This window comes from Agromyces sp. LHK192, assembly GCF_004006235.1.
In the GTDB taxonomy this organism is placed as follows: domain Bacteria; phylum Actinomycetota; class Actinomycetes; order Actinomycetales; family Microbacteriaceae; genus Agromyces.
Map to the genome: position 1 here is coordinate 3,671,522 of NZ_CP034753.1, position 20,230 is coordinate 3,691,751.

At 70.4% G+C, this 20,230-nt stretch carries 20 protein-coding genes and 1 pseudogene; 4 read left to right on the forward strand and 17 right to left on the reverse strand.

Features of this window, described 5'->3' with window-relative positions; translation table 11 throughout:
* Window positions 1–86: 86 nt before the first annotated feature.
* Both purL and ELQ40_RS16715 read left to right on the forward strand, forming a co-directional pair.
* Complete coding sequence (gene purL, locus ELQ40_RS16710) at window positions 87–2,432, forward strand: phosphoribosylformylglycinamidine synthase subunit PurL (protein ID WP_127794704.1); 2,346 nt, start codon at window positions 87–89, stop codon at window positions 2,430–2,432.
* A gap of 226 nt (window positions 2,433–2,658) precedes the next feature.
* Window positions 2,659–3,210, forward strand: a complete 552-nt coding sequence (locus ELQ40_RS16715; RefSeq protein ID WP_127794705.1) for an NUDIX domain-containing protein — start codon at window positions 2,659–2,661, stop codon at window positions 3,208–3,210.
* A gap of 28 nt (window positions 3,211–3,238) precedes the next feature.
* On the opposite strand, the pseudogene erm reads toward ELQ40_RS16715, so the two are convergent.
* A pseudogene (erm, locus tag ELQ40_RS16720) lies at window positions 3,239–3,991 on the reverse strand (23S ribosomal RNA methyltransferase Erm); the annotation flags it as partial.
* Window positions 3,992–4,323: 332 nt separating this feature from the next.
* Here erm and ELQ40_RS18975 point away from each other — a divergent pair.
* A complete protein-coding gene (locus tag ELQ40_RS18975; RefSeq protein WP_205649369.1) occupies window positions 4,324–4,692 on the forward strand; it encodes a three-helix bundle dimerization domain-containing protein in 369 nt (122 codons plus the stop codon).
* A gap of 21 nt (window positions 4,693–4,713) precedes the next feature.
* Here the strand turns inward: ELQ40_RS18975 and ELQ40_RS16730 are convergent, their stop codons facing one another.
* The 14 genes from ELQ40_RS16730 to ELQ40_RS16795 all read right to left on the reverse strand — a co-directional run bounded on the left by ELQ40_RS16730 (window position 4,714) and on the right by ELQ40_RS16795 (window position 16,061).
* Complete coding sequence (locus ELQ40_RS16730; RefSeq protein WP_127794707.1) at window positions 4,714–5,295, reverse strand: hypothetical protein; 582 nt, start codon at window positions 5,293–5,295, stop codon at window positions 4,714–4,716.
* Window positions 5,296–5,411: 116 nt separating this feature from the next.
* Entirely contained in the window at window positions 5,412–5,672 is a 261-nt protein-coding gene (locus ELQ40_RS16735) for a hypothetical protein (protein WP_127794708.1), read from the reverse strand.
* Window positions 5,673–5,714: 42 nt separating this feature from the next.
* On the reverse strand, window positions 5,715–6,290 hold the full coding sequence (locus ELQ40_RS16740; protein WP_127794709.1) for a hypothetical protein: 576 nt from the start codon (window positions 6,288–6,290) through the stop codon (window positions 5,715–5,717).
* A complete protein-coding gene (locus ELQ40_RS16745) occupies window positions 6,287–6,706 on the reverse strand; it encodes a pilus assembly protein CpaE (protein ID WP_127794710.1) in 420 nt (139 codons plus the stop codon). The genes ELQ40_RS16740 and ELQ40_RS16745 overlap by 4 nt, the downstream gene beginning before the upstream one ends.
* An 84-nt stretch (window positions 6,707–6,790) precedes the next feature.
* The gene (locus tag ELQ40_RS16750; RefSeq protein ID WP_205649370.1) at window positions 6,791–8,566 is read right to left on the reverse strand and encodes a S8 family serine peptidase; all 1,776 of its coding nucleotides are present in this window, start codon (window positions 8,564–8,566) and stop codon (window positions 6,791–6,793) included.
* Between the two features lie 120 nt (window positions 8,567–8,686).
* Window positions 8,687–8,878: a hypothetical protein gene (locus ELQ40_RS16755; protein WP_127794711.1), complete on the reverse strand. Its 192-nt coding sequence runs from the start codon at window positions 8,876–8,878 to the stop codon at window positions 8,687–8,689.
* Window position 8,879: 1 nt separating this feature from the next.
* Window positions 8,880–9,854, reverse strand: coding sequence for an SDR family NAD(P)-dependent oxidoreductase (locus ELQ40_RS16760; protein WP_127794712.1), 975 nt, complete (start codon window positions 9,852–9,854; stop codon window positions 8,880–8,882).
* Window positions 9,851–10,186: a chorismate mutase gene (locus tag ELQ40_RS16765; RefSeq protein ID WP_127794713.1), complete on the reverse strand. Its 336-nt coding sequence runs from the start codon at window positions 10,184–10,186 to the stop codon at window positions 9,851–9,853. The genes ELQ40_RS16760 and ELQ40_RS16765 overlap by 4 nt, the downstream gene beginning before the upstream one ends.
* Before the next feature lie 42 nt (window positions 10,187–10,228).
* Complete coding sequence (locus ELQ40_RS16770; protein WP_127794714.1) at window positions 10,229–11,545, reverse strand: permease; 1,317 nt, start codon at window positions 11,543–11,545, stop codon at window positions 10,229–10,231.
* Window positions 11,542–12,315, reverse strand: a complete 774-nt coding sequence (locus tag ELQ40_RS16775) for an ABC transporter ATP-binding protein (RefSeq protein WP_127794715.1) — start codon at window positions 12,313–12,315, stop codon at window positions 11,542–11,544. Before ELQ40_RS16775 ends, ELQ40_RS16770 begins: the two co-directional genes overlap by 4 nt.
* Window positions 12,316–12,422: 107 nt before the next feature.
* Window positions 12,423–13,814 (reverse strand): lytic polysaccharide monooxygenase, encoded by a 1,392-nt coding sequence (locus tag ELQ40_RS16780; protein WP_240665842.1) that lies wholly within the window; start codon window positions 13,812–13,814, stop codon window positions 12,423–12,425.
* Between the two features lie 203 nt (window positions 13,815–14,017).
* The gene (locus tag ELQ40_RS16785) at window positions 14,018–14,791 is read right to left on the reverse strand and encodes a hypothetical protein (protein ID WP_127794716.1); all 774 of its coding nucleotides are present in this window, start codon (window positions 14,789–14,791) and stop codon (window positions 14,018–14,020) included.
* Window positions 14,788–15,693: an ABC transporter ATP-binding protein gene (locus tag ELQ40_RS16790; RefSeq protein ID WP_127794717.1), complete on the reverse strand. Its 906-nt coding sequence runs from the start codon at window positions 15,691–15,693 to the stop codon at window positions 14,788–14,790. Before ELQ40_RS16790 ends, ELQ40_RS16785 begins: the two co-directional genes overlap by 4 nt.
* Window positions 15,690–16,061, reverse strand: coding sequence for a GntR family transcriptional regulator (locus tag ELQ40_RS16795; protein WP_127794718.1), 372 nt, complete (start codon window positions 16,059–16,061; stop codon window positions 15,690–15,692). Before ELQ40_RS16795 ends, ELQ40_RS16790 begins: the two co-directional genes overlap by 4 nt.
* Window positions 16,062–17,112: 1,051 nt before the next feature.
* Between ELQ40_RS16795 and ELQ40_RS16805 the strand changes: the two genes are divergently transcribed.
* Window positions 17,113–17,325 carry a hypothetical protein gene (locus tag ELQ40_RS16805; RefSeq protein WP_127794518.1) on the forward strand — a complete coding sequence of 71 codons (213 nt, stop codon included), beginning with the start codon at window positions 17,113–17,115 and terminating at the stop codon, window positions 17,323–17,325.
* 19 nt (window positions 17,326–17,344) lie between these two features.
* Here the strand turns inward: ELQ40_RS16805 and ELQ40_RS16810 are convergent, their stop codons facing one another.
* Complete coding sequence (locus ELQ40_RS16810; RefSeq protein ID WP_127794719.1) at window positions 17,345–17,710, reverse strand: hypothetical protein; 366 nt, start codon at window positions 17,708–17,710, stop codon at window positions 17,345–17,347.
* A gap of 138 nt (window positions 17,711–17,848) precedes the next feature.
* Window positions 17,849–19,444 carry a murein biosynthesis integral membrane protein MurJ gene (gene murJ, locus ELQ40_RS16815; protein ID WP_127794720.1) on the reverse strand — a complete coding sequence of 532 codons (1,596 nt, stop codon included), beginning with the start codon at window positions 19,442–19,444 and terminating at the stop codon, window positions 17,849–17,851.
* Window positions 19,445–20,230 lie beyond the last annotated feature (786 nt).

Here is a 20,230-nt window from a genome sequence, read left to right on the forward strand (position 1 = left end):
AAGGTCCGGCCGCCACCGCGGGTAGACTTCTCGGGTCAGGCATCCGCCCGCGGCATCCGTACCGCCCTTCCTGGAGCTCGCCACTCGTGACCACCGAATCCACCGCCACGACCGCTGCCCACGACGAGGCCCCCGCAGGGCCCGTGCTCGACACCGTCGAGGTCGCCGCCGCCACGCCCGAGAAGGAGCAGCCGTACGCGGCGCTCGGCCTCAAGCCCGACGAGTACGAGCGCATCCGCAACATCCTCGGCCGTCGCCCGACGAGCGCCGAGCTCGCGATGTACTCGGTCATGTGGAGCGAGCACTGCTCCTACAAGTCGTCGAAGATCTACCTGCGCCAGTTCGGCAAGAAGGTCACGCCCGAGATGAAGCAGCACCTGATGGTGGGCATGGGCGAGAACGCCGGCGTGCTCGACATCGGCGAGGGCTGGGCCGTCACCTTCAAGATCGAGTCGCACAACCACCCGAGCTACATCGAGCCGTTCCAGGGCGCCGCGACCGGCGTCGGCGGCATCGTCCGCGACATCATCTCGATGGGCGCACGCCCGGTCGCCGTCATGGACGCGCTGCGCTTCGGCGCGATCGACCACCCCGACACCGCGCGCGTCGTGCACGGCGTGGTCTCGGGCATCAGCTTCTACGGCAACTGCCTCGGGCTGCCGAACATCGGCGGCGAGACCTGGTTCGACCCGGTGTACCAGGCGAACCCGCTCGTCAACGCGCTCGCGGTCGGCGTGCTGCGCCACGAAGACCTGCACCTCGCGAACGCGAAGGGCCAGGGCAACAAGGTCGTGCTGTTCGGCGCCCGCACCGGCGGCGACGGCATCGGCGGCGCCTCCATCCTCGCGTCCGACACGTTCGCCGAGGGCGGCCCGACCAAGCGCCCCGCGGTGCAGGTCGGCGACCCGTTCGCCGAGAAGGTGCTCATCGAGTGCTGCCTCGAGCTCTTCCGGGGCGACCTGGTCGAGGGCATCCAAGACCTGGGGGCCGCCGGCATCTCGTGCGCGACCAGCGAGCTCGCGTCGAACGGCGACGGCGGCATGTCGATCGTGCTCGACGACGTGCTGCTGCGCGACCCCACGCTCACGCCCGAGGAGATCCTCATGAGCGAGAGCCAGGAGCGCATGATGGCGATCGTGCGCCCCGAGAAGCTCGACGGCTTCCTCGAGGTCGTCAAGAAGTGGGACGTCGAGACCAGCGTGCTCGGCGAGGTCACCGACACCGGCCGCCTCTCGATCTCGTGGCACGGCCAGGAGATCGTCAACGTCGACCCCCGTACCGTCGCGGTCGACGGCCCGGTCTACGAGCGCCCCGTCGCGTATCCCTCGTTCCAGGACGCACTGCAGGCCGACACGGCCGCGACGCTCGCCCGGCCGCAGACGGCCGACGAGCTCCGCGAGCAGTTCCTGCAGCTCGTCGGCTCGGCGAACCAGGCGGATGCCGCGTGGGTCACGAACCAGTACGACAAGTACGTGCTCGGCAACACCGCGCTCAGCTACCCCGACGACGCCGGCATGGTGCGCGTCGACGAGGAGTCGGGCCTCGGCGTCGCCGTCGCGACCGACGCGAACGGCCGCTACTCGCAGCTCGACCCGCGCCAGGGTGCGAAGCTCGCCCTGGCCGAGGCCTACCGCAACGTCGCCGTCACCGGCGCCGTGCCGATGGGCGTCAGCGACTGCCTCAACTTCGGCTCGCCCGAGAACCCCGAGGTCATGTGGCAGTTCTCCGAGACGATCGAGGGGCTGAGCGACGGATGCCTCGAGCTCGGCATCCCCGTGACGGGCGGCAACGTCTCGTTCTACAACCAGACCGGTGACGTGCCGATCCACCCGACGCCCGTCATCGCCGTGCTCGGCGTGATCGACGACGTCGCGCGGCGCATCCCGTCGGGGTGGCAGGACGAGGGCCACAACATCTACCTGCTGGGCGACACCGCGGCCGAGCTCGACGGGTCGGCCTGGGCCGGCGTCGTGCACGGCCACCTCGGCGGACGCCCGCCGGCCGTCGACCTGGGCGCCGAACAGCGCCTGGCCGAACTGCTGCGGGCCGCCTCGCTCGAGGGCCTCATCGACTCGGCGCACGATCTCAGCGACGGCGGTCTCGCGATCGCGCTCGGCGAGGCGGTGTCGCGCTTCGGCATCGGCGCGCGAGTGTTCCTCGGCGAGGTCACGCAGGACGCCGGCATCGACCTCGCGACCGCGCTCTTCTCGGAGTCGTCAGGCCGCGTCATCGTGACCGTGCCGCGCGAGGACGACGTGAAGTTCCGCGGACTCTGCGAGGGTCGAGGCTACCCCGTGCGCCGCATCGGCGTCACCGACGCGGAGTCGGGCGCACTCGAGGTGCAGGACGCGTTCACCGTCTCGATCGACGAGCTCCGCGGCGTGAACCGTGCCCCGCTCGCCGACGCGTTCGGCCCGGTGCTCGGGTACTGATCCAGGGCGCGCCTGCGGCCTGCTCCCGTCGCGCCCAACCGCAGAAATTCAGGAGATGCGTGCCGACGGCACCCGTGGCGCCGCCATCTTCGCACTTCTCCTGAACATTTCGAGTGGAAGGCGCGCAGGCAGATGGGCTGGCCGGCGGGCGGGTGGGCTGGCGCGGGTGGGCTGGCGCGGGTGGGCTGGCGCGGGTGCGCCTGCGCATCGGTGCGAGACTGAACGGATGCCACGCCAGTCCTACTCCGACGAGTACGCGTCGGCCCACGGCCGGTTCTCGGTGATCCCCGCCGGGTACGTGTTCCTCTTCGACGACCGCAGGGTGCTGCTGCAGCGACGAGCGGGCACCGGGTACTACGACGGATGGTGGGGCGCATCGGCCGCCGGACACGTCGACGCGGGCGAGTCCGTCGTGGACGGCACCGTCCGCGAGGCCGACGAGGAGATCGGCGTCGTCATCGCGCCGGCCGACCTCGCCCCGCTCACGGCGATGCACCGCACCGGCCCGACATCGGCGGCCGTCGAGCAACGGGTCGACTTCTTCTTCTGCACACGCTCGTGGAGCGGCACGCCGCACCTGCGCGAGACGAAGGCCGACGACCTGCGCTGGTTCGACCTCGACGACCTGCCGGAGTTGGTCGTGCACCACGAGCGGTGGGTGCTCGAGCGGTTCGCCGCGGGCGACCTCCCGCCCATCACGGCGTACGGGTTCGGCGGGCACGACCCGAACGACGCTCCGCTCGGCGAGGCATCCGGCCCGGCGTCGACCGCGACCTGATGCGCCCGCGCTGACGCTCCGCACCGCGTCACCGCCGCACCTCTCGCCAGAGCGCGCCCCAGTCTTCGGGGCTGAGCCGCTTCGGCACCGCGTCGCCCGCGATGCCGCGCGCGGCGAGCCAGCGCCGGGCCCGCGCGGTCGGCATCGGATGCCCCGTGCGCGCGAGCACCTGCGCGAGCCCGCTCCCCCGCCCGCCGAACACCTCCGCGGCCCAGCGCTGGTAGGCGGTCCGTTCGCGATCGGGCACGAGCGGCGTCGCACGGCGGTGCACGGTGAACAGCCCACCGTCCACCGACGGCGAAGGGCGGAACGCCGACGCCGGCACCCGCCGGTCGAGGGCGAACTCGTACCAGGGCGTCCACTGCACGGTGAGCAGGCTCGTCCCGCCGACGCCGCAGCGACGACGGGCGGCCTCCCACTGCGTGAGCAGCACGGCGTCGGTCCAGGAACGCTCGCCGAGGAGCTTCCGCAGGATCGCGGTGGTCAGGTGGAAGGGCACGTTCGAGACGACGACGTGCGGGGCTTCCGGATGCCGCCACGCGAGCGCGTCGGCCCGGACGACCCGCACCGACTCGCCGAGGTCGCTCCTGAGGTGCGCGACGCGGCGCGGATCGAGCTCGACCGCGGTCAACGGGCGCCCGAGCGCGGCGAGGGGTCTCGTGAGGGCGCCGCCGCCGGCGCCGATCTCGACGACGGGACCGGGGGCGGACCGGACGAGGTCGACCACGCGGGAGATCACCCTGCGGTCGACGAGGAAGTTCTGCCCGAGTTCATGCCGGCCGCCGACCTGCGGTCGGAGTTGATGGCGACGGTGGTCGGGCGTGGACGATGGACGTGTTCGATGGGTGCGCACTGCTGCTCCGCTGGCGAGAAACCTGGCAGCCGGGCACGCCGAACGCGCACCGGCCATGGGTCGGGGCCGAGGCGGAGGGGTCGCGGAAGTGGGCCGGACGCTCCGCCTCAGGCGGTGCGGGGCCGAATGATCATCGCGAATTCCATGCAGGACACGGTCGTCGAGTGTACCCGAGTGCAGCGGTGCCCGCTCGGCGCGTTCACCTGATGGTCACCCTGCGGGGGACAGCGGGCCGACACCCCGAGGCGGAGACTGGGGCGATGGGCAACGAGACGGGCATCGACCAGGAACAGCTCTTCGACCAGGTGGTCGTGCGACTGCAGGATCACTTCCCCGATGCGAACCGGACCGAGATCGAGCGCATCGTCGGCGAGGAGCACGACCGACTCGAGGGCAACCCGATCCAGGACTTCGTGCCGGTGCTCGTCGAGCACGAGGCCCGTGAGCGGCTGCGCGACGAGGGGTTCCAGGTCGCGACGCGTGCGGTCACGGCCGACGAGTCCGCCGGGCCTGCGGCCACCGCCCACGCCGCCCCCGATCCGTACGAGGTCGAGCGGGCGGCCGAGCTCCAGCACGAGGATCCGGTCTCGCTGCTCCCGGAGCGCGTGCAGGAGAGCGCGATCGACTGACGCCGGTCCTCCGGATGACGCTCAGGTGCGGGGGCGATCGCCGCTGCGGGGGTCGTCTGCAGCGCGTCGGGTCGCACGGTCGTCGATCGGGCGGTCGTCGATCGGGCGGTCGTCGATCGGTCGGTCGTCCTGGTTCCGCTCCGGGCCGCGGCGTGCGACGTCCGGCTCACCATCGCGGTCGGGGTCGGAGTCGGGGTCGCCGGGACGTCGGCGATCGTCTGCGACGGCGCGTCGATCCGCGTTCACGTCGGGGTCGAGCTTGTCCGCCTTGCGGAGCTGCTCCTCGGTCTCGGAGCGCAGCGACGCGGCCTCCTCCTGCCGCTCGGCGCCGGCTCTCGCGAGCCGGTCCGCCTCGACCTGCGCCGCGCGAGCGTCGGCCTGCGCCTGCGCGGCGGCGGCGGATGCCTGAGCGGCGGCGACCTCGTGCTCGGCGGCCCGCTCCTGGGTCCGCTGCGCTTCCGACCTGACCTCCTCGGCGCGTCGACGCTGCTGCGCCTCGCGGGCTGCGCGCGCACGTCGCGAGTTCAGGGCGACGACGACCGCGATGATCGCCAGCACGACGACGACGGCGATCACGATCCAGATGACTGTGGTGCTGTCCATGGGATATCGAGCCTCCTCGGCGGGGTTGCGAGAAGTCCACCGCGCCCGGGCGCCCCACGGCAACGGGTTGCGGCATCACCCGCTTCAAGCCATCATGCGCACGGGCGCCCCGGTTCTCAGGCGGCCGGGCGCTCCAGGTGACGCGTGACGAGGCCCGCACCGACGAGCATCGCGCCGAGCACGAGGGCGAGTTCGCCGATGGTGCTGAAGAACGGGAAGCCGGCCGGCACCCCGTGCACCCACGGGATGTTCGCCATCGCGAACGAGATCATCGCCGACAGCACCTGCACCAGCAGCCACACCGCGATCAGCGCGAGGCCGATCCAGAACATGGAGCGGGCGGAGAGCAGGGGCGGCCAGGAGAGCTTCGAGTTCACCCCGGAAGCCTACCTGCCCGGCCATTGCCGGGATCGACGCGGCTACGCACCCTGGGGAGGGTGCACGAGCAGGTCGACCCGGTCGCGCAGGTACGCGTCGAGCGGCATGAGCGCGTCGGGCATCGACGGACTCCAGCGCACGTGAACGACGCCGTCGCGCAGCACCAGCGGCCCGGATGCGACCTCGAGACCGACCTCCTGCCGACCGAGCGCGTCGAGGTCGATCTCCGGCGCGTCGAACACGACGGTCGCCCCCTCGGGGATCCCGCCCTTGACCGCTGCAGCCTGCAGGGCGCGCTGCTCCGCGACGGACTCGGCGGTGATGCTCTTCCGCGCGGGCCGCTCGGCGCGCACCACCCGACCGGTCGTGTACGCGACACCGGCCTCGTCGACGACGAGCGCTCCGAGCCGCCACACCCGCCCCGTCGCCGCCATGCGGGCCGCTCTCGGGATGCCGAGCACGCGTCGCTCCGGCACGTACTCGGCGAGGAACTCCTGACGAGCGGATGCCTCCCGCAGCGCGGACGCGGCATCGGCGAGCAGTTCGCGGGCGCGCGCGATCGCGGCATCCGACGGCTCGGCGCCGCCCGGGGAATCCGTGCCCGGGGCATCCGTCATCGCGACCTGCCGATCAGCTCGAGCAGCGCGAGGCCGTAGGCCTCGGCGGCGTCCGGGTGCTCGAACCGCATGCGCGCGCCCGCGATCTCGATCTCGACCTCGTGCGTGTCGCCGACCCGGCGGAGCGCGCGGAACGTGTTGCGCAGCAGGTCGCGGAGCTGGTCCTCGCGGGGGAGCCAGACCGCGTCGCCGAGCGTCAGCGAGTCGAGCGCCCACTCGGTGGTGCCGTTGAATCCGAGGATCGTGCCGGTCGGCGTGCGATGCGACTCGATCGTCATCTCGCTGACGGTGTAGACATCGGCCTCCACCTCGAGCTCGACGTCGTCGGGTAGGTCGAGCTGGAACCGGTCCCCCGACTCGGGATGCCACGTGAGCCCGGCGGCCTTCAGCTCGACGGCGAGCTGGCGGCTGATCATCGATCCATCATCGCCTACCGGCACGGCGACGGGGCCGGTTCCCGGAGGAACCGACCCCGACGGATCAGCGCGCTGGTGTCCCGGTCAGCGGCCGACCGCCTTGAGGGCGTTCACGATGCCCTTGCCGAAGAAGCCGTTCGACCCGGTCGAGCCCTCGCACGTGTGCGTGGAGGTCACGACCTGGCCGGTCGGCAGCGTGCGGGTGTAGGTGAAGTCCGCGGGGACCGGGCAGGCCGTGTCGACCGCGCTCTGCTCAAGGCGGGCCTGCGTGAGTGCCGGCGGCAGGTACGTGCCGCCGCGGATGAAGTCGCGGACACCGTACTTGCCGACGATCAGCGCCGAGACGCCCGCCGCGTGCGGCGAGGCCATCGACGTGCCCTGCAGGTACTGGTAGTACGCGCAGTTCTCGCCGTTCGCGTCGCAACTCTCCAGCGCCCACGGCACGACCACGTCGCCGTTCTCGTCGATCGCGCCCTCGGCCTCGGCGACCACCGTCGGGTAGGCCGCGAGGATACCTGCGCCGTAGTCGCGCGTGCCGTCGGCGGTGTCGTAGGTGTCACCGCCGGGCGCCGCGACGTCGACGTAGCCGTTGCCGTAGTTCGAGTAGTACGACTTGCGGTCGCTCGGACCGGTGCTCGACACCGAGATCACGCCGCGACCCTCGGAGGGCATCGAGACGCACGAGGCCGGGTCGAGCAGGTCTCGCGCGTACGCCACCTCACCGGGGACGTCGGCGAAGTCCGGGCTCGACGCGTCGGACAGCACCTTCGTGTAGTCGGATGCCCCGTTGCCGGCGGCTGCGACGAGGGTGACGCCGCGGATGCGGGCGAAGTCGAGCGCACGCTGCATCGCCTTCACGATCGTCTGCTGCTCCTGCTGGTCCTCGGGCGAGTCCGCCGGGTGGCTCGCGCAGTTGAACAGCCACGGGTCGACGTAGTAGCTCATGTTGACGACGTCGACGCCCTGCTTGCCGGCGTAGGTCAGCGCGTCGACCGAGGGCTGGAGGAAGAAGTAGCCCGAGTCCTGGCCGGCGCGGAGGTTGACGATCGTCGCCTCGGGGGCGACGCCGCCGATGCCGAGCCCGTTGAGCGGCGAGGCGATCGTGGAGGCCACGTGGGTGCCGTGGCCGTTCTCGTCGACATCGGCCGGGTCCTCGCAGGATCCGTCGGGGTCCTCCTCGCAGAGGCCGTCGACGACCGCGCCGTTCGCGTCGAGCGGGATGTCGACGGTGAAGTTGCGGCTCTTCTCAGCGTCGAAGTTGGGGGCGATGTCGGGGTGCGACCCGTCGACGCCGGTGTCGAGGATGCCGACGACGACGCCGTCGCCCTGCTCGACCTTGTACGAGCCGTCGGCGGTCGCGCTGATCGCCTCCATGTCCCACTGCAGCGGTGCGAGCGGATCGGCCGCCGGGGAGTGGCCCTTGCCGCGGCCGTTCGCGCCGGCCTCGGTCGCCGCGGTGGCGTCGGCGTCGGCCTTGAGGTCGGCCTCTGCCTGGTCTTCCTTGAGCGCTTCGCCGTTGGCCTTGCGCAGCTCGGGAACGTCGGCGATGATCCGGTTCTGCGCGGTGCCCTCGATGACGCCCTGCGCGGCCGCAGCCTCCGCGAATGCGGCGTCGGGCGCGGTCACGGTGGCGACGCCGACATCGGTGTTCTGGCTGACGACGGTGCCGCCGGCTGCCTCGACCGCGGCCGCCGCGTCGGCCTCCGACGTGCCCTCGGTGAAGAGGACGACGTACTCGAGCGCCCCTGCTTCGTCCTGGGTCGTCGCGCTGACCGGGGTGGCGGCCAGCGTCGTGACGACCAGTGCGGCCGCGCAGGCGCCGGCCATGCCGGCGGCGCGTCGCATCGTGCGTGTCTTCATGGGATTCCCATCTCCTGGACGGATCCGCCTCGTGGACGGATGATGGGCGCGATCCTTCCATGCCCCCCGAACGGGGGTCAAGACTTGCGTAGGTCGCCGAGTTGGGCTAGCCGGGCGGGGTCAGCGGTCGCCCCGGATGCGCGTCGGCCCCGCCGCCGCACCCAGTCCGACGATCACGATCCCGGCGAACAGCCACCCCCATCGCGCGGTGGCGATGGCGAGGATGACGATCACGACGCCGATGACGACGACCGCACGTGCGACGGCGCGACGCACGCGAGGGGTCCGCCACCATCGCCGCACGACGCTCATCTCAGATCGCCACGTCCACGCCGGTCGCCGCCTCGGCGAACGCCCACACCGGGGCCGCGATCGCCGGATCGGTACAGACCCTCGCCGGATGCTGCAGCGTCGGCCGGCCCTTCGTCAGACCGCTCGGTCCCCAGAACTGCCCGCCCTCGACGCCGACGGCCGTGAGCGCGTGCAGGATCGGTTCGGCGCCGCGGTGCTTGCCCTGCGCCCACAGCCCCTGCAGCTCGTCGGCGAAGCGCGAGCCGCGCGACGGCTCGTTCACCCCGGGCACGAACGGGCTCCGCCCCGAGATCGCATAGCCGGGGTGGGCGACGAGGCTCAGGATCGACGAGCCCGACGCACGCAGCTGCCGATCGAGCTCGAACGCGATCGACGCCGACGCGATCTTCGACTGCGCGTACGCCCGCCAGAAGTCGTAGCCGCGCTCGAGTTCGAGGTCGTCGACGCGGAACGTGGTGAGCAGCGTCGACAGCGACCCGAGCGTCACGATGCGCGCATCGTCGGCGACGACGGAGGTGTCGCGGCCGTCGTCGCCCAGCAGGTGCCCCAGCAGCGCGAAGTGCCCGAGCACGTTCGTCGCGAGCACCAGCTCATGCCCGTCGACGCTCACCTCGCGGCGCCTCGGCGTGTGCACGACGCCGGCGTTGAGCACGAGCCCGTCGAGCGGTGCACCATCGGTCGCGGCGCCGGATGCGAGCCGCGCCGCGCCCTCCGCGACCGACTCGAGCGAGGACTGGTCCATCACGAGGGTCTCGACCGAGCCGCCGACCTCGCCGAGCGAGGCGCCTGCGGCCACGCGCTCGCGGATCACGGAGGCCGCGGCATCCAGTCGCTCGGGGCTCCGCCCCGTCATCACGACCCGCGCACCGGCGCCCACGAGCCGCGCCGCGGTGAAGAACCCGAGGCCCGAGTTCGCTCCGGTGACGGCGTAGCAGCGGCCGGTCAGGTCGGGCAGCGGCGCCGGATACCAGCTCACCGTGCGGAGGTGTCGTCGGCGGCCGCGGCGTTTCCTGCCAGCTCCTCGTGGTGCTGGATCACCTCGGCGACCACGAAGTTGAACCACTTCTCGGCGAACGCCGGGTCGAGGTGCGCGTCCTCGGCGAGCGAGCGCAACCGCTGGATCTGCCGCTGCTCACGGTCGGGATCGCTCGGCGGGAGCCCGTGCACGGCCTTCAGCCGACCGACCTGCTGCGTGAACTTGAAGCGCTCGGCGAGCAGGTGGATCAGGGCGGCGTCGATGTTGTCGATGCTGGAGCGGATGCCCAGCAGCTCCGACATCGCCGCGTCGCGGTCGTCGATGGCACTCATGCCTTCGACCCTAGGCGACAGTGCACCTCGACGACAGCGCCCTCAGACCACAGCGACGCGTTGCAACACCGGCCGGGTCGCCGCCAGCCCGGCACGCACGATGCCGATCCCGGCGACGAGCACCGCCGCGATCACGAGGTGCGACAGCGGCGCGAAGATCAGCGCGAGGCCGGCGAGCGGGAGCACCACGACCACGGCGCACGCGGCCGAACCGATCGCCGTGAGCAGCAGCGGCGACATCACGGCGCGTCGCCGCGCGGCATCCATCGTCGACAGCGGCATCCCCAGCATCCCGAGCGAGCGGTACAGGTCGGCCCGGTCGAGCACCCCCGCCGCCTGGTTGACGCCCACCGAGCAGGCGACCATCAGGAACGACCCCACGACGGTGATCAGGATGCCCGTGCGGATGTCGGCGATCAGCTGCGCGGCCTCCGCGTCGCCCGCCGTGCCCGCGGCTTCCATCAGCGCGACGCCGGTGCCCGCGAACACCGCCATGAAGCTCGTCATCGCGACGCCCGACACCTGCCGCCACGCAGCCTTCGGCGACTCCAGCACGAACCGGGCCGCGATCAGCTTGGCCGGGGTCCGGGCTCGCCGAGCCTGCCCCGTCGCGACCAGCCGGATCACCCACGGGCCGACGAGGTTCAGCACGGCGAGGGTTCCGCCGAACGCGGCGACGAAGAACCCGGCGATCAGCAGCGTCGACCCGGCGACCTGCAGCGCGCTCATGAGCGCGAACCCGACCACCACGACGACGGCGCCGATCGCGAACCGGATCCAGTGGATGCGCGGCGCCTCCTGCTTCGTGCGCACGCCGAGCGGCGAGATCGCCACGCCGCGCAGCCCGACCACGGCGCTGACGACCGCGAGTGCGACCACGCCGACGGGCACCCCGACGAGCGCCGGCCACCCCAGCAGCGCCCCGGCCGCGCCCAGCGGCTCGCCGCGGAACGGGATCAGCCCGATCGCCGGGACGAGCGCGAAGTACCCGGCCACGCCGACGAGCGCGCCCGATGCGGCGAGCGCGGCGGCCTCGATCACGGCGAGCGCCGACACGGTCGCCGGGGTCGCGCCGAGGAGCCTGAGCGTCGCGAGGCGATCGTCGCGCCGTCGCGCGGAGAGGCGCGCCGCCGCACCACCGAGCGAGCCGAGGGGCACGACGAGCAGCACGAGCGCCACGACCGCGAGGAGCTGGTACGTGAAGGCCGTGTCGTCGGTCCAGGTCCAGAACGACTGCGCCCCACCCAGCACGGTGAGGAGCAACGCGGTGACGATCGCGAACGCGACGATCGGCAGGACGAGGGTCGCGGCACCCGAGCGACCCGGGCGCGCGAGCAGCCAGGCGATCCGCGCGATCATGCGCCGGCCTCGGGGGCGGGCGTCGCCGGAACGGTCGCCGCGGGCGCGGCCGACGTCGGAGCAGACGGCGCCGGAGCGGACGCCCCCGCCCGCTCGCCGATGATCCGGCCGTCGCGCATCTCGACCATGCGTCCGCACCGCTCCGCGACGCCCGCGTCGTGGGTCACCAGCACGAGCGTGCGACCCTGGCCGACGGTAGAATGCAGGAGCGCGGTCATCACCTCGGCGGAGGTGGCCGAGTCGAGCGCACCGGTCGGCTCGTCGGCGAAGACCACGGATGCCCCGGTCACCTGCGCCCGGGCGATCGCGACCCGCTGCGCCTGCCCGCCCGACAGCTGGCCGATGCGACGCTGTTCGAAGCCGGCCAGCCCGAGCGCGGCGAGCCAGCCGCGGGCGTGCTCCTCGGCCCGCGGGCGGGGCATCCCGTTGAGCATCAGGGCGAGCGCGACGTTCTCGGATGCCGTGAGCTCCGGGATCAGCAGTCCCTCCTGGAAGACGAAGCCGAACGCCTCGCGACGCAATCGCGAGCGCTCGCCCTCGCCCAGGCCGGTGACGTCGACGCCGCCCGCACCCGAGCGGAACACCACGCTCCCGGAGTCCGGGGCGATGATGCCCGCGAGGCAGTGCAGCAGCGTCGTCTTGCCGGAGCCGGACGACCCCATGATCGCCACCGCCTCGCCGGTGCGGACCGCGAGGTCGACACCGGCGAGCGCGTGGGCCTGGCCGAAGGTCTTGACGAGGCCGGTGGCCTCGAGCACGAAGGTACCCATGCTCCGAGCCTCGTCGGCGCCGCGGGCGGACGCGTCGCCCGGGCGGCTGACGTTCGCGGCGTTCCGTCATTCCGAAGGCTGACGTGCGCCCGCGACGCCATCGCGGCTCACCCCACCGGTGCCCACAGTGAACGCGCCGAGATCCACGAGGGGTCGCCCACGCCCTGGTGCGCCTGCACCGCCTCGTAGACGGCGCCGCCGTGGCTCACCCGATCGCCCTTGGCGTAGGCCGCGCTCGGGTTCCAGGCCGGCGGGGAACCGGTCCCGCCGCCGTTCGCCGTCGTCACCGAGAACACGGCGCTCCACGCGGAGACGTTGCCCGCGGCATCCACCGCGGCGACCCGGTACCGGTACGCGGTCGCGGCGCTCAGGCCCGTATCGACGTGGCGGGCGACGGCGACCTGCGCGACCTGCCCGAACGCGCCCGAACCCGTCGCGCGCTCGACCCGGTAGGCGACGACGTCGCGGTCGTCCATCGCGGGCGACCACATGAGCTCGACGCCCGAAGCGGTCGTCGACATGCTGTGCAGGTCGGCCGGCACGGTCGGCGAACTCGTGTCGGGCAGGTCCGCGCTGCCGGTCGTGACCTGGAACACCGGGCTCCATGCCGACGCGTTGCCCGCGGCATCCAGTGCCGCGACGCGGTACCGGTACGTCGTCGACGCTGCGAGGCCGGTGTCGAGCGTCGACGTGCCGGGCACGGCCTTCAGCTGCGCGAACGCGCCGGAGCCGGTCGCGCGCTCCACGCGGTATCCGGTGACCCCGACGTCGTCGGTCGAGGCATCCCACATCAGCTCGACGCTCGACGCCGTGGTCGCCATGCTGTGCACGGCCGACGGCGCGGTCGGCGCGGTCGTGTCGGGGGTCGACGGCCCGCCCGAGATGTCCAGGTCGACCACGTTGTAGAAGGCGTTCGGGGTGTCGTAGACCTCCCACACGGCGAGCACGATGTGGTACCCGCTCCGGTCGCCGGGGATCGTGATGGTGTGCACCGGGTTCGTGTTCGCGGCGCTGTGGTCGTGCGCGACGACCTGGAGCAGTTCGAACGACGAGCGCTCGAGCGGCCGGTTCGGATCCCACCCGCGCTTCGTGATGAAGTACCGCCACTCCGCGGTGCGATGCGGCGCCGTGTAGGTCCAGCCGAACCGGTGGGGACCCGGGCTCACCTCGTTCTTCGCCCACCGCGTCGCGGACTGCACGTCGAGCTCGGAGAACTGCGCGATGCCGGCCGACGCGATCTTCCCGTCGGCCGGGCCGGTCTCGGGGAACCCGCCGGTCGCCTCGAGGCTCTGCGGCTCCCACTTGACGAGTCCGATGTCGCTGTTGCCCGGCATGGCCTGCCTGGCGATCAGGTCGGACCCCGACCCGCCGATCCAGCCGTGCGCGAACGCGGGGCCCGCGATCCCGAGCATCGCCAGGCCCGTCGCGACGGCCATCGCCACCGCCAGCGTCGGCCCGCGCCGCCGCCTCGTCGTCCGGGCCCTCGTCGTCGTGCGCATCTTCGCCACCCTTCCGCGACGTGGCCGCCGCTCCAGGCGACACGCTACGGACGCCCCATCGCGCGGTCGTCCGGGGATCCCGCAGGGGTCGTACGCGGTTCCACGTAGTTCGGGCCGGGCGCACGAGTGCGGCGCGGCATCCCGTCCCCCAACGGATGCCGCGCCGCGGTCTCATGCACCGGTGCGAGTCGCACCGGCGGCGATCACCTCACCGTCGCCCTGCGGATCACGAGGTAGCCGGTCAGCGCGAACCCGGCGGCGATCCCGAGGACGAGCGTGAACGTGCCCGTGAGCCCGATGGCGCCGAACCACTGGAACACCGCCGGCCAGGTCTCGGTGAAGCTGAAGAGCGCGATCGCGCCGAGCAGCAGGGCGGCCAGCCCGATGAAGAAGCTCAGCGAGCCCTTCATGCGCCACCGCATGTAGATCGTCGCGACCGCCGCGCCGATGAACAGCACGAGCAACTGCAGGGCGAACGTCGAGTAGAAGTCGAAGAGCCAACCCTGCTGCCCGTACCAGAGCGCGTCGAACATCGAGATGCCGATCCACCAGCCGTTCGTGAGCTGCTCGAGCTGCACGAGCGTCGCGATCGCGACCGCCATCTCGGCGGAGACGAGCAGGAACATGAGCGAGGTGCCCAGCCAGTAGTCCCGGCGGGTCGCCCCGAACCCGAGGGCGAACGGGAAGGTGTACGTGATCGCCTGCACGCCGACCACGACGAGGTACCACTGGGGCGAGAGCACCGCCCAGCTGTACCGCATGCCCTTCGCCATCTCCTCCTGCGGGCCGCCGGCGCCGACGATGATGAGCCCGATGATGATCGAGATGAGCCATGCCGTGCCGAGGATCAGCCACGGCACGCCGAAGAACACGTACGGGTTGACGGCCTGGAGCCGGATGATGCGCCAGAGGTCGTGCGCGCGGAATCGACTCGTGGTCGCTTCGGCGTCGGCGACGGTGGCGGTGATGGCGGTCATGCTGCGGCCTCCTGATCTGCGGAGCCGGCGAGGTCGGTGCCGGTGAGGTGGACGATGAGCTGCTGGAGCGAGACGGGGGCGAGCTCGAGGCCGAGTTCGGCCGCCTTGACGCGTTCGGCCTGGTCGAGCCGGCCGTCGATGGTGACCGAGGCGAGGCCGCCGAGCACCTGGCGCCCGATGACGGGCCGGTCGGCGACGAACCCGTCGACGACGCTCGCCGCTCCGGCCACGGTGGTCGCGCTGCCGCGGACCTCGTCGGCGTCGCGGTCGAGCAGGATCCGGCCCTGGTCGATCAGGATCACGTGCTCGAGGAGGTTCGCGACCTCGTCGATCAGGTGCGTCGAGAGCACGATCGTGCGCGGGTTCTCCGCGTAGTCCTCGAGCAGGCGGTCGTAGAAGATGTGCCGGGCGACCGCGTCGAGGCCGAGGTACGGCTCGTCGAAGAACGTCAGCGGCGCACGGCTCGCGAGGCCGACGATGACGCCGACGGCGCTCAACTGTCCGCGCGAGAGCTTCTTGATGCGGCGCTTCACCGGGAGGCGGAAGTCTGCGATGAGCTGCTCGGCGAACTCGGCGTCCCAGTTCTCGAAGAACCACGGCGCGGTCTTGAAGACGTGCGCGGGCATGAAGTCCTCGGGGTAGCGCTGCGACTCCGCGATGAACGCCATCTGCCGCAGGACCTCGGCGTGCTCGGCCGGCGTCCGGCCGAACACCTCCAGCTCCCCGCCGTTGGGGAAGAGCTGGCCGGTGAGCAGCTGCATGATGGTCGTCTTGCCGGCCCCGTTGCGGCCGAGGAGGCCGTAGATGCGGTTCTCCTCCAGCGTGAAGTCGACGCGGTCGAGGGCGGTGAAGGTGCCGTACTGCTTGGTGAGTCCGCTCGCACGGACGACGGTGCGGGTCATGAGGGGATCCTTTCGGAGGTGGTCTGCGCGCGGAGCAGTGCCGCGAGTTCGTCGACGCCGATGCCGAGTTTCTCGGCTTCGACGATGAGGGGCTTGAGGTACTGGGCTGCGAAGTCGGCCCGCCGCCGTTCGATGAGACGGTCCCGGGCGCCGTCGGTCACGAACATGCCGATGCCCCTTCGCTTGACCACGATGCCGTCGTCGACAAGGCGGGTCACTCCCTTCAGTGCGGTTGCCGGATTGATGCGGTAGAACGCCGCGAACTCGTTCGTCGACGGGATCTGGCTGCCTTCCGGCAGTGCGCCGTCGATGATGTCGTTCTCGACCTGTTCGGCGATCTGGATGAAGATCGGACGCGATTCGTCCATACCGCCCCTTTCGTTCGGTGCTCGTGCTCGGGGTTCCGGATGCCTGGTGCCGACGTCGCCGGCGTGGCATCCGGTGTGCGAACCTTGGTGGGTTCATTACTTCACTAACTAACCAACCATGCGCGCGCGGATCTGTCAAGCATCGATTCGCGAAAAGGTTTCTGTGAATCAGCAAGCTTGTTGAGACTTTTCGCAAGTTACTTGGGACTGCGAAAGACAGCTAAGCCATGTTGATCGAGTGATTCGCCACCTATTGCGTTCTTGAATGGCGACGCGGCGAGAGTTGTTGGCGGTGCCGGAGTGGACCGGGTGCTCTACGTTGAGCGCATCGACATACAGTCCTCACCATTTCTGGGCCGCGTGGAGGGAACTCGGCCGCCCGCATGCGCTGATCCCGGGCGCCCGGAATGGTGTGGCCGGTGCACTGGTCGTGACAGGCGTTCCTGGCAGCGGTAAGTCGACACACCTCGGCCGAGCGAGCGAGCTTCCATCTACGTCGCGTTTGCTCGGTGACATGGTGGCGAAGAGGCCGAGAGCGACGAACACTACGTGCTTGACCGATGCGATGAAAGCCTCGGGACGACCGGGCTCCGGAGAGCAGGGTTCGATTGGCCCGTGGTGACGTGTCGCCTTCATTGGGGCGTTCAGCCCGACTACCTGTCGATGGTTGCCGGCCGGCGAACGCGCTGACTGTGGAGTTCCAGGAGAAGCAGCACACCGAGGCGGTCCCCATCTTCGATCGGCGAGTGACGGTGTCCAGCAGTCCTCGCGGGGAGCAGCGGAGGCTCTATGACCAGCGCAAGGCGGAACTGATTCCCGCTCACGGACTTCGACTTGCGGTAGTCCACAAAAGCGAGTTCGACGTGCGGCGCGACCGAATCGTTCGCGATCGTAATCATGACGTAGCGGTGGTCCGAAGCCGGCTCGAGGCATAGCTCGCGCCGAACGGCACGCGTGCGTCCATCGTCCTCGCGCCGCCCGCAGGGGGATCCCGTATCGAACACGGTGTGGTGCGATTGCCGCCGCACCCACGGCGTGCGACCATCCGAGTATGAACCGACTGACGCGTTCTTTCGCCTTCTGGTGGGTTTTGCTTGGCATCGGAGCCGCAATCGGCCTGGTCAGTGCGATCTCAGTCCTGGTCGGCATCGCCGGTGAAGCGTTGTGGCTCACCGTATTCGCGATGGCCTGCTTGGTCTTGGCCTCGATTGGTGGCTTGCTTTCCCTACGCCGAAGCAACCGCAAGGACGGGCCCGCGTCCTAAAGGGATCCTGAACAGCCGTTTACTGGCCCGCAAGCTTTGCAAGCGTGCGTCGCGCTTCGTCTCCGATTAGCCAGCGGAAATCCACCTCGACCTCATCCTCGGCACCTGGTGTCTTCTCGCCCACCTGCGCCGCAGCCAGCCAAATCTTTCCTGTGGCAGTGCACAAGAAGGCCGACTCGGGGCCCGAAAGATCGCGGTTGTAGGTGAACGCTCCGGAGTCATCCACCATCCATTGTTCAACGTCGACCCACCCAGTTGTTTCGCGGGTGATGCGCCAGGGCCGGTCGCTACTCCAGGAAAGACCGCCGCGACCCGAAACGTGGAACAGCACGTATCCCCGGACCTCACCGTCCCACGACAATTCGCCGACCGTCTCGTCGAACATTGACGCCCCTGAGTCAGTCCTCGCGGTCGGCATGGCAACGACCATAGCCGACGCGTTCGACGCAGCCCGCGAATGCCCGCTAGCCGGTCCCTCACCGGGCGGTACCCGGCCCGCCGGGACGTGACGCTGGTATCGGCCTCATCGTGAGCGGCGGAGTGTTTCGAGGGTGCGGTCAGCGAGAACCCATGCGGTGGTGGCGTAGAGGACGGTGATGATGATCGCGACTACGAAGAGCGCGACGAGGAGCTCGAGCCAGTCGCCGGCGGGGAGGAAGTAGAGGGCCAACAGCCCGGCGCCGCCTGCGAGGAGGCCGGCCACGATCAATCGTCCGTTCGCGATGACGGTGGTCCTCCACGGTGCCGGTGGGTGGCCTGCCTGCCTGAGCCGCGTATACGCGAAGCGTGCAGCGACCGCCCATCCGAGGTAGTTGGCGATCGAGATCCCACAGGCGATCCCGATGACGACGAACTTCGCCGGCAGTAGGGATGCGGCGAGCAACGCTCCTGTCGCCGTGACCGCGGCGATGGTGAGCTGGGTGTAGAACGGTCCGCGGCCGTCGCCCAGGGCGAATGATGCCCGGTTCACGAGGAACGCTTGGCTGAACCCGAGCGACCCGGCCGCGAGGACCGCGACGACTTGACCGATCACCGGGGAGTCCCAGATTAGTTCGCTCAGGGTCGGGCCGAGGACGACCATCCCTGCGGTCGTGAGCACGATGACCCAGGTCACGCTGACGGCGGTCCGCTGCGTGAGCGCACCGAATGACTCGTGATCATCACCCGCGGCCGCGTGACTGATCCGTGCGTACACGGCCGTCGCGATCGCGACAACGAAGACGCCGTGCGGCACCAGCACGATCAGATACGCCAACGACAACGAGTTCAGGCTCGCGCCGACGATCCCCTCGTCGTACAACCGCTCACCGGCCGCTGCTGCGACGTTCGAAACGATCACGTACGCGCCCTGCCCTGCCGCGACACTGAACAGCGTCCATACCGCGACCCCGCCAAGATGCCCCAACCCACCGAACCCGCGCCGGAACCGGATCCGCGTGCCGCTTCGGGCCGCCGCGACCACGACCAGGGCTGCTTGCGCGACGATCCCGAGCGTTGCGGAACCGCACAACACCGCCACCATCACGGGCGACCAACTCGACGCCGGCCCAAGACCCGACGGCAGGAGCACGAGGAACACGATGATCCCGACGATGCCGATCACGTTCGACAACGCGGGCGCCCAAGCTGCGGCAGAGAACCGTTCCTGCGCGTTCAGCAACTGGGAGAACACGGCGAACACGACGAGGAAGAACACCTGCGGGAGGCACCAGTACGCCATCGCCGTCGCCAGATCCAACCACGCCGCCGACCAGCTCGCCGCGTACACCCACACGATGAACGGTGCCGCCAACGTCAAGACGGCCGCGATGACCGCGCCGCCGACCAAAGCGACCGTGACCAACCGGTCGATCTGCTCACGACCGGCATTCCCCAACCGCAAGGACCGGACGATCTGCGGCACCAGAATCGCGCTCAACACCCCGCCAGCAAGGAGGTTGAACAAGTTGATCGGCGCCGAGCTCGCCACCTCGAACGCTTGACCGCCGACCGCCGCGCTCGTCCCACCGATCGCGTAGACCAAGAACGTCGCCTTCACGAACCCCAGCACGCGGGACGCCGTTGTCGCCGCAGCCATCCCACCGACCGACCGTCTCGCAATCACCCTGTCGTCCGGCACGACCCACAGTCGACCACACCGCAGCACGCCACCACACCACGACACGTCCAAGCCGCCGGGAAAACCGGGACCGCTGAAGGTTTAGGTGACTGCTTGACCTGCCCACGGGATAGTTACCAGTCTGACCTGCCACCAAGACCTTCAGTAGGGCCGGTGACTGGCCGCCCGCGCAACTCGTCGCGCTCCTCGTGGTCGCGATCATCATCACCGTCCTCTACGCCGTCAAGGTATGGGTTCTCGGCGATCGCACCCTCGAGGCACTCCACCACTCTCGGTGGAGCCGCGAGGGCCCTGCCCAGAGGCGGACGTCTCAGGTGACGATCCTCATCTGAAACGCAATCGATGGAGTCAACCTGTCCTTGATCAGCGCTCTGCCGAATTTGGAACCGGCGGCGATATCCGGACATCTCCTCGTGCAAGTCAGTGCCAAGTATGAGGGAGACCCGATGAACACGATTGCGACAGCCGTTCTCGCAGCGAGCTTGGCCCTGGGGGGTGGTACCGCCGCCCCCGGCACAGACGACACCCATTGCGGGATGCTCGTTGGCCCGCTCGGCTCTGCCGAGCAGTCCACCGACACAGTCTGTTTCGATTCCTTGGCTGCGCTCGACACGTTCATGGATGGGCGCTCGGCCCGGTCCGGGGCCGCTCTTGCTGCGTCGGTCGCGTTGGGAACGCTGTTCGAGCACGAGGCCTACGGAGGGTCTACCTTCACTCTCTATGGCACCGGTGGTTGCACGGGTGCCAGCTATGGTTTCGCATCGCTTGGCGGCGGGTGGGACTCCC

Excerpts from the sequence above, each read along its gene's own strand:
- ELQ40_RS16715 (WP_127794705.1), top strand. The coding sequence starts at position 2,659 with ATGCCACGCCAGTCCTACTCCGACGAGTACGCGTCGGCCCACGGCCGG.
- ELQ40_RS18975 (WP_205649369.1), top strand. The coding sequence starts at position 4,324 with ATGGGCAACGAGACGGGCATCGACCAGGAACAGCTCTTCGACCAGGTG.
- ELQ40_RS16730 (WP_127794707.1), bottom strand. The coding sequence starts at position 5,295 with ATGGACAGCACCACAGTCATCTGGATCGTGATCGCCGTCGTCGTCGTG.
- ELQ40_RS16740 (WP_127794709.1), bottom strand. The coding sequence starts at position 6,290 with ATGACGGATGCCCCGGGCACGGATTCCCCGGGCGGCGCCGAGCCGTCG.
- ELQ40_RS16745 (WP_127794710.1), bottom strand. The coding sequence starts at position 6,706 with ATGATCAGCCGCCAGCTCGCCGTCGAGCTGAAGGCCGCCGGGCTCACG.
- ELQ40_RS16750 (WP_205649370.1), bottom strand. The coding sequence starts at position 8,566 with ATGAAGACACGCACGATGCGACGCGCCGCCGGCATGGCCGGCGCCTGC.
- ELQ40_RS16755 (WP_127794711.1), bottom strand. The coding sequence starts at position 8,878 with ATGAGCGTCGTGCGGCGATGGTGGCGGACCCCTCGCGTGCGTCGCGCC.
- ELQ40_RS16765 (WP_127794713.1), bottom strand. The coding sequence starts at position 10,186 with ATGAGTGCCATCGACGACCGCGACGCGGCGATGTCGGAGCTGCTGGGC.
- ELQ40_RS16770 (WP_127794714.1), bottom strand. The coding sequence starts at position 11,545 with ATGATCGCGCGGATCGCCTGGCTGCTCGCGCGCCCGGGTCGCTCGGGT.
- ELQ40_RS16775 (WP_127794715.1), bottom strand. The coding sequence starts at position 12,315 with ATGGGTACCTTCGTGCTCGAGGCCACCGGCCTCGTCAAGACCTTCGGC.
- ELQ40_RS16780 (WP_240665842.1), bottom strand. The coding sequence starts at position 13,814 with ATGCGCACGACGACGAGGGCCCGGACGACGAGGCGGCGGCGCGGGCCG.
- ELQ40_RS16785 (WP_127794716.1), bottom strand. The coding sequence starts at position 14,791 with ATGACCGCCATCACCGCCACCGTCGCCGACGCCGAAGCGACCACGAGT.
- ELQ40_RS16790 (WP_127794717.1), bottom strand. The coding sequence starts at position 15,693 with ATGACCCGCACCGTCGTCCGTGCGAGCGGACTCACCAAGCAGTACGGC.
- ELQ40_RS16795 (WP_127794718.1), bottom strand. The coding sequence starts at position 16,061 with ATGGACGAATCGCGTCCGATCTTCATCCAGATCGCCGAACAGGTCGAG.
- ELQ40_RS16805 (WP_127794518.1), top strand. The coding sequence starts at position 17,113 with ATGAACCGACTGACGCGTTCTTTCGCCTTCTGGTGGGTTTTGCTTGGC.
- ELQ40_RS16810 (WP_127794719.1), bottom strand. The coding sequence starts at position 17,710 with ATGTTCGACGAGACGGTCGGCGAATTGTCGTGGGACGGTGAGGTCCGG.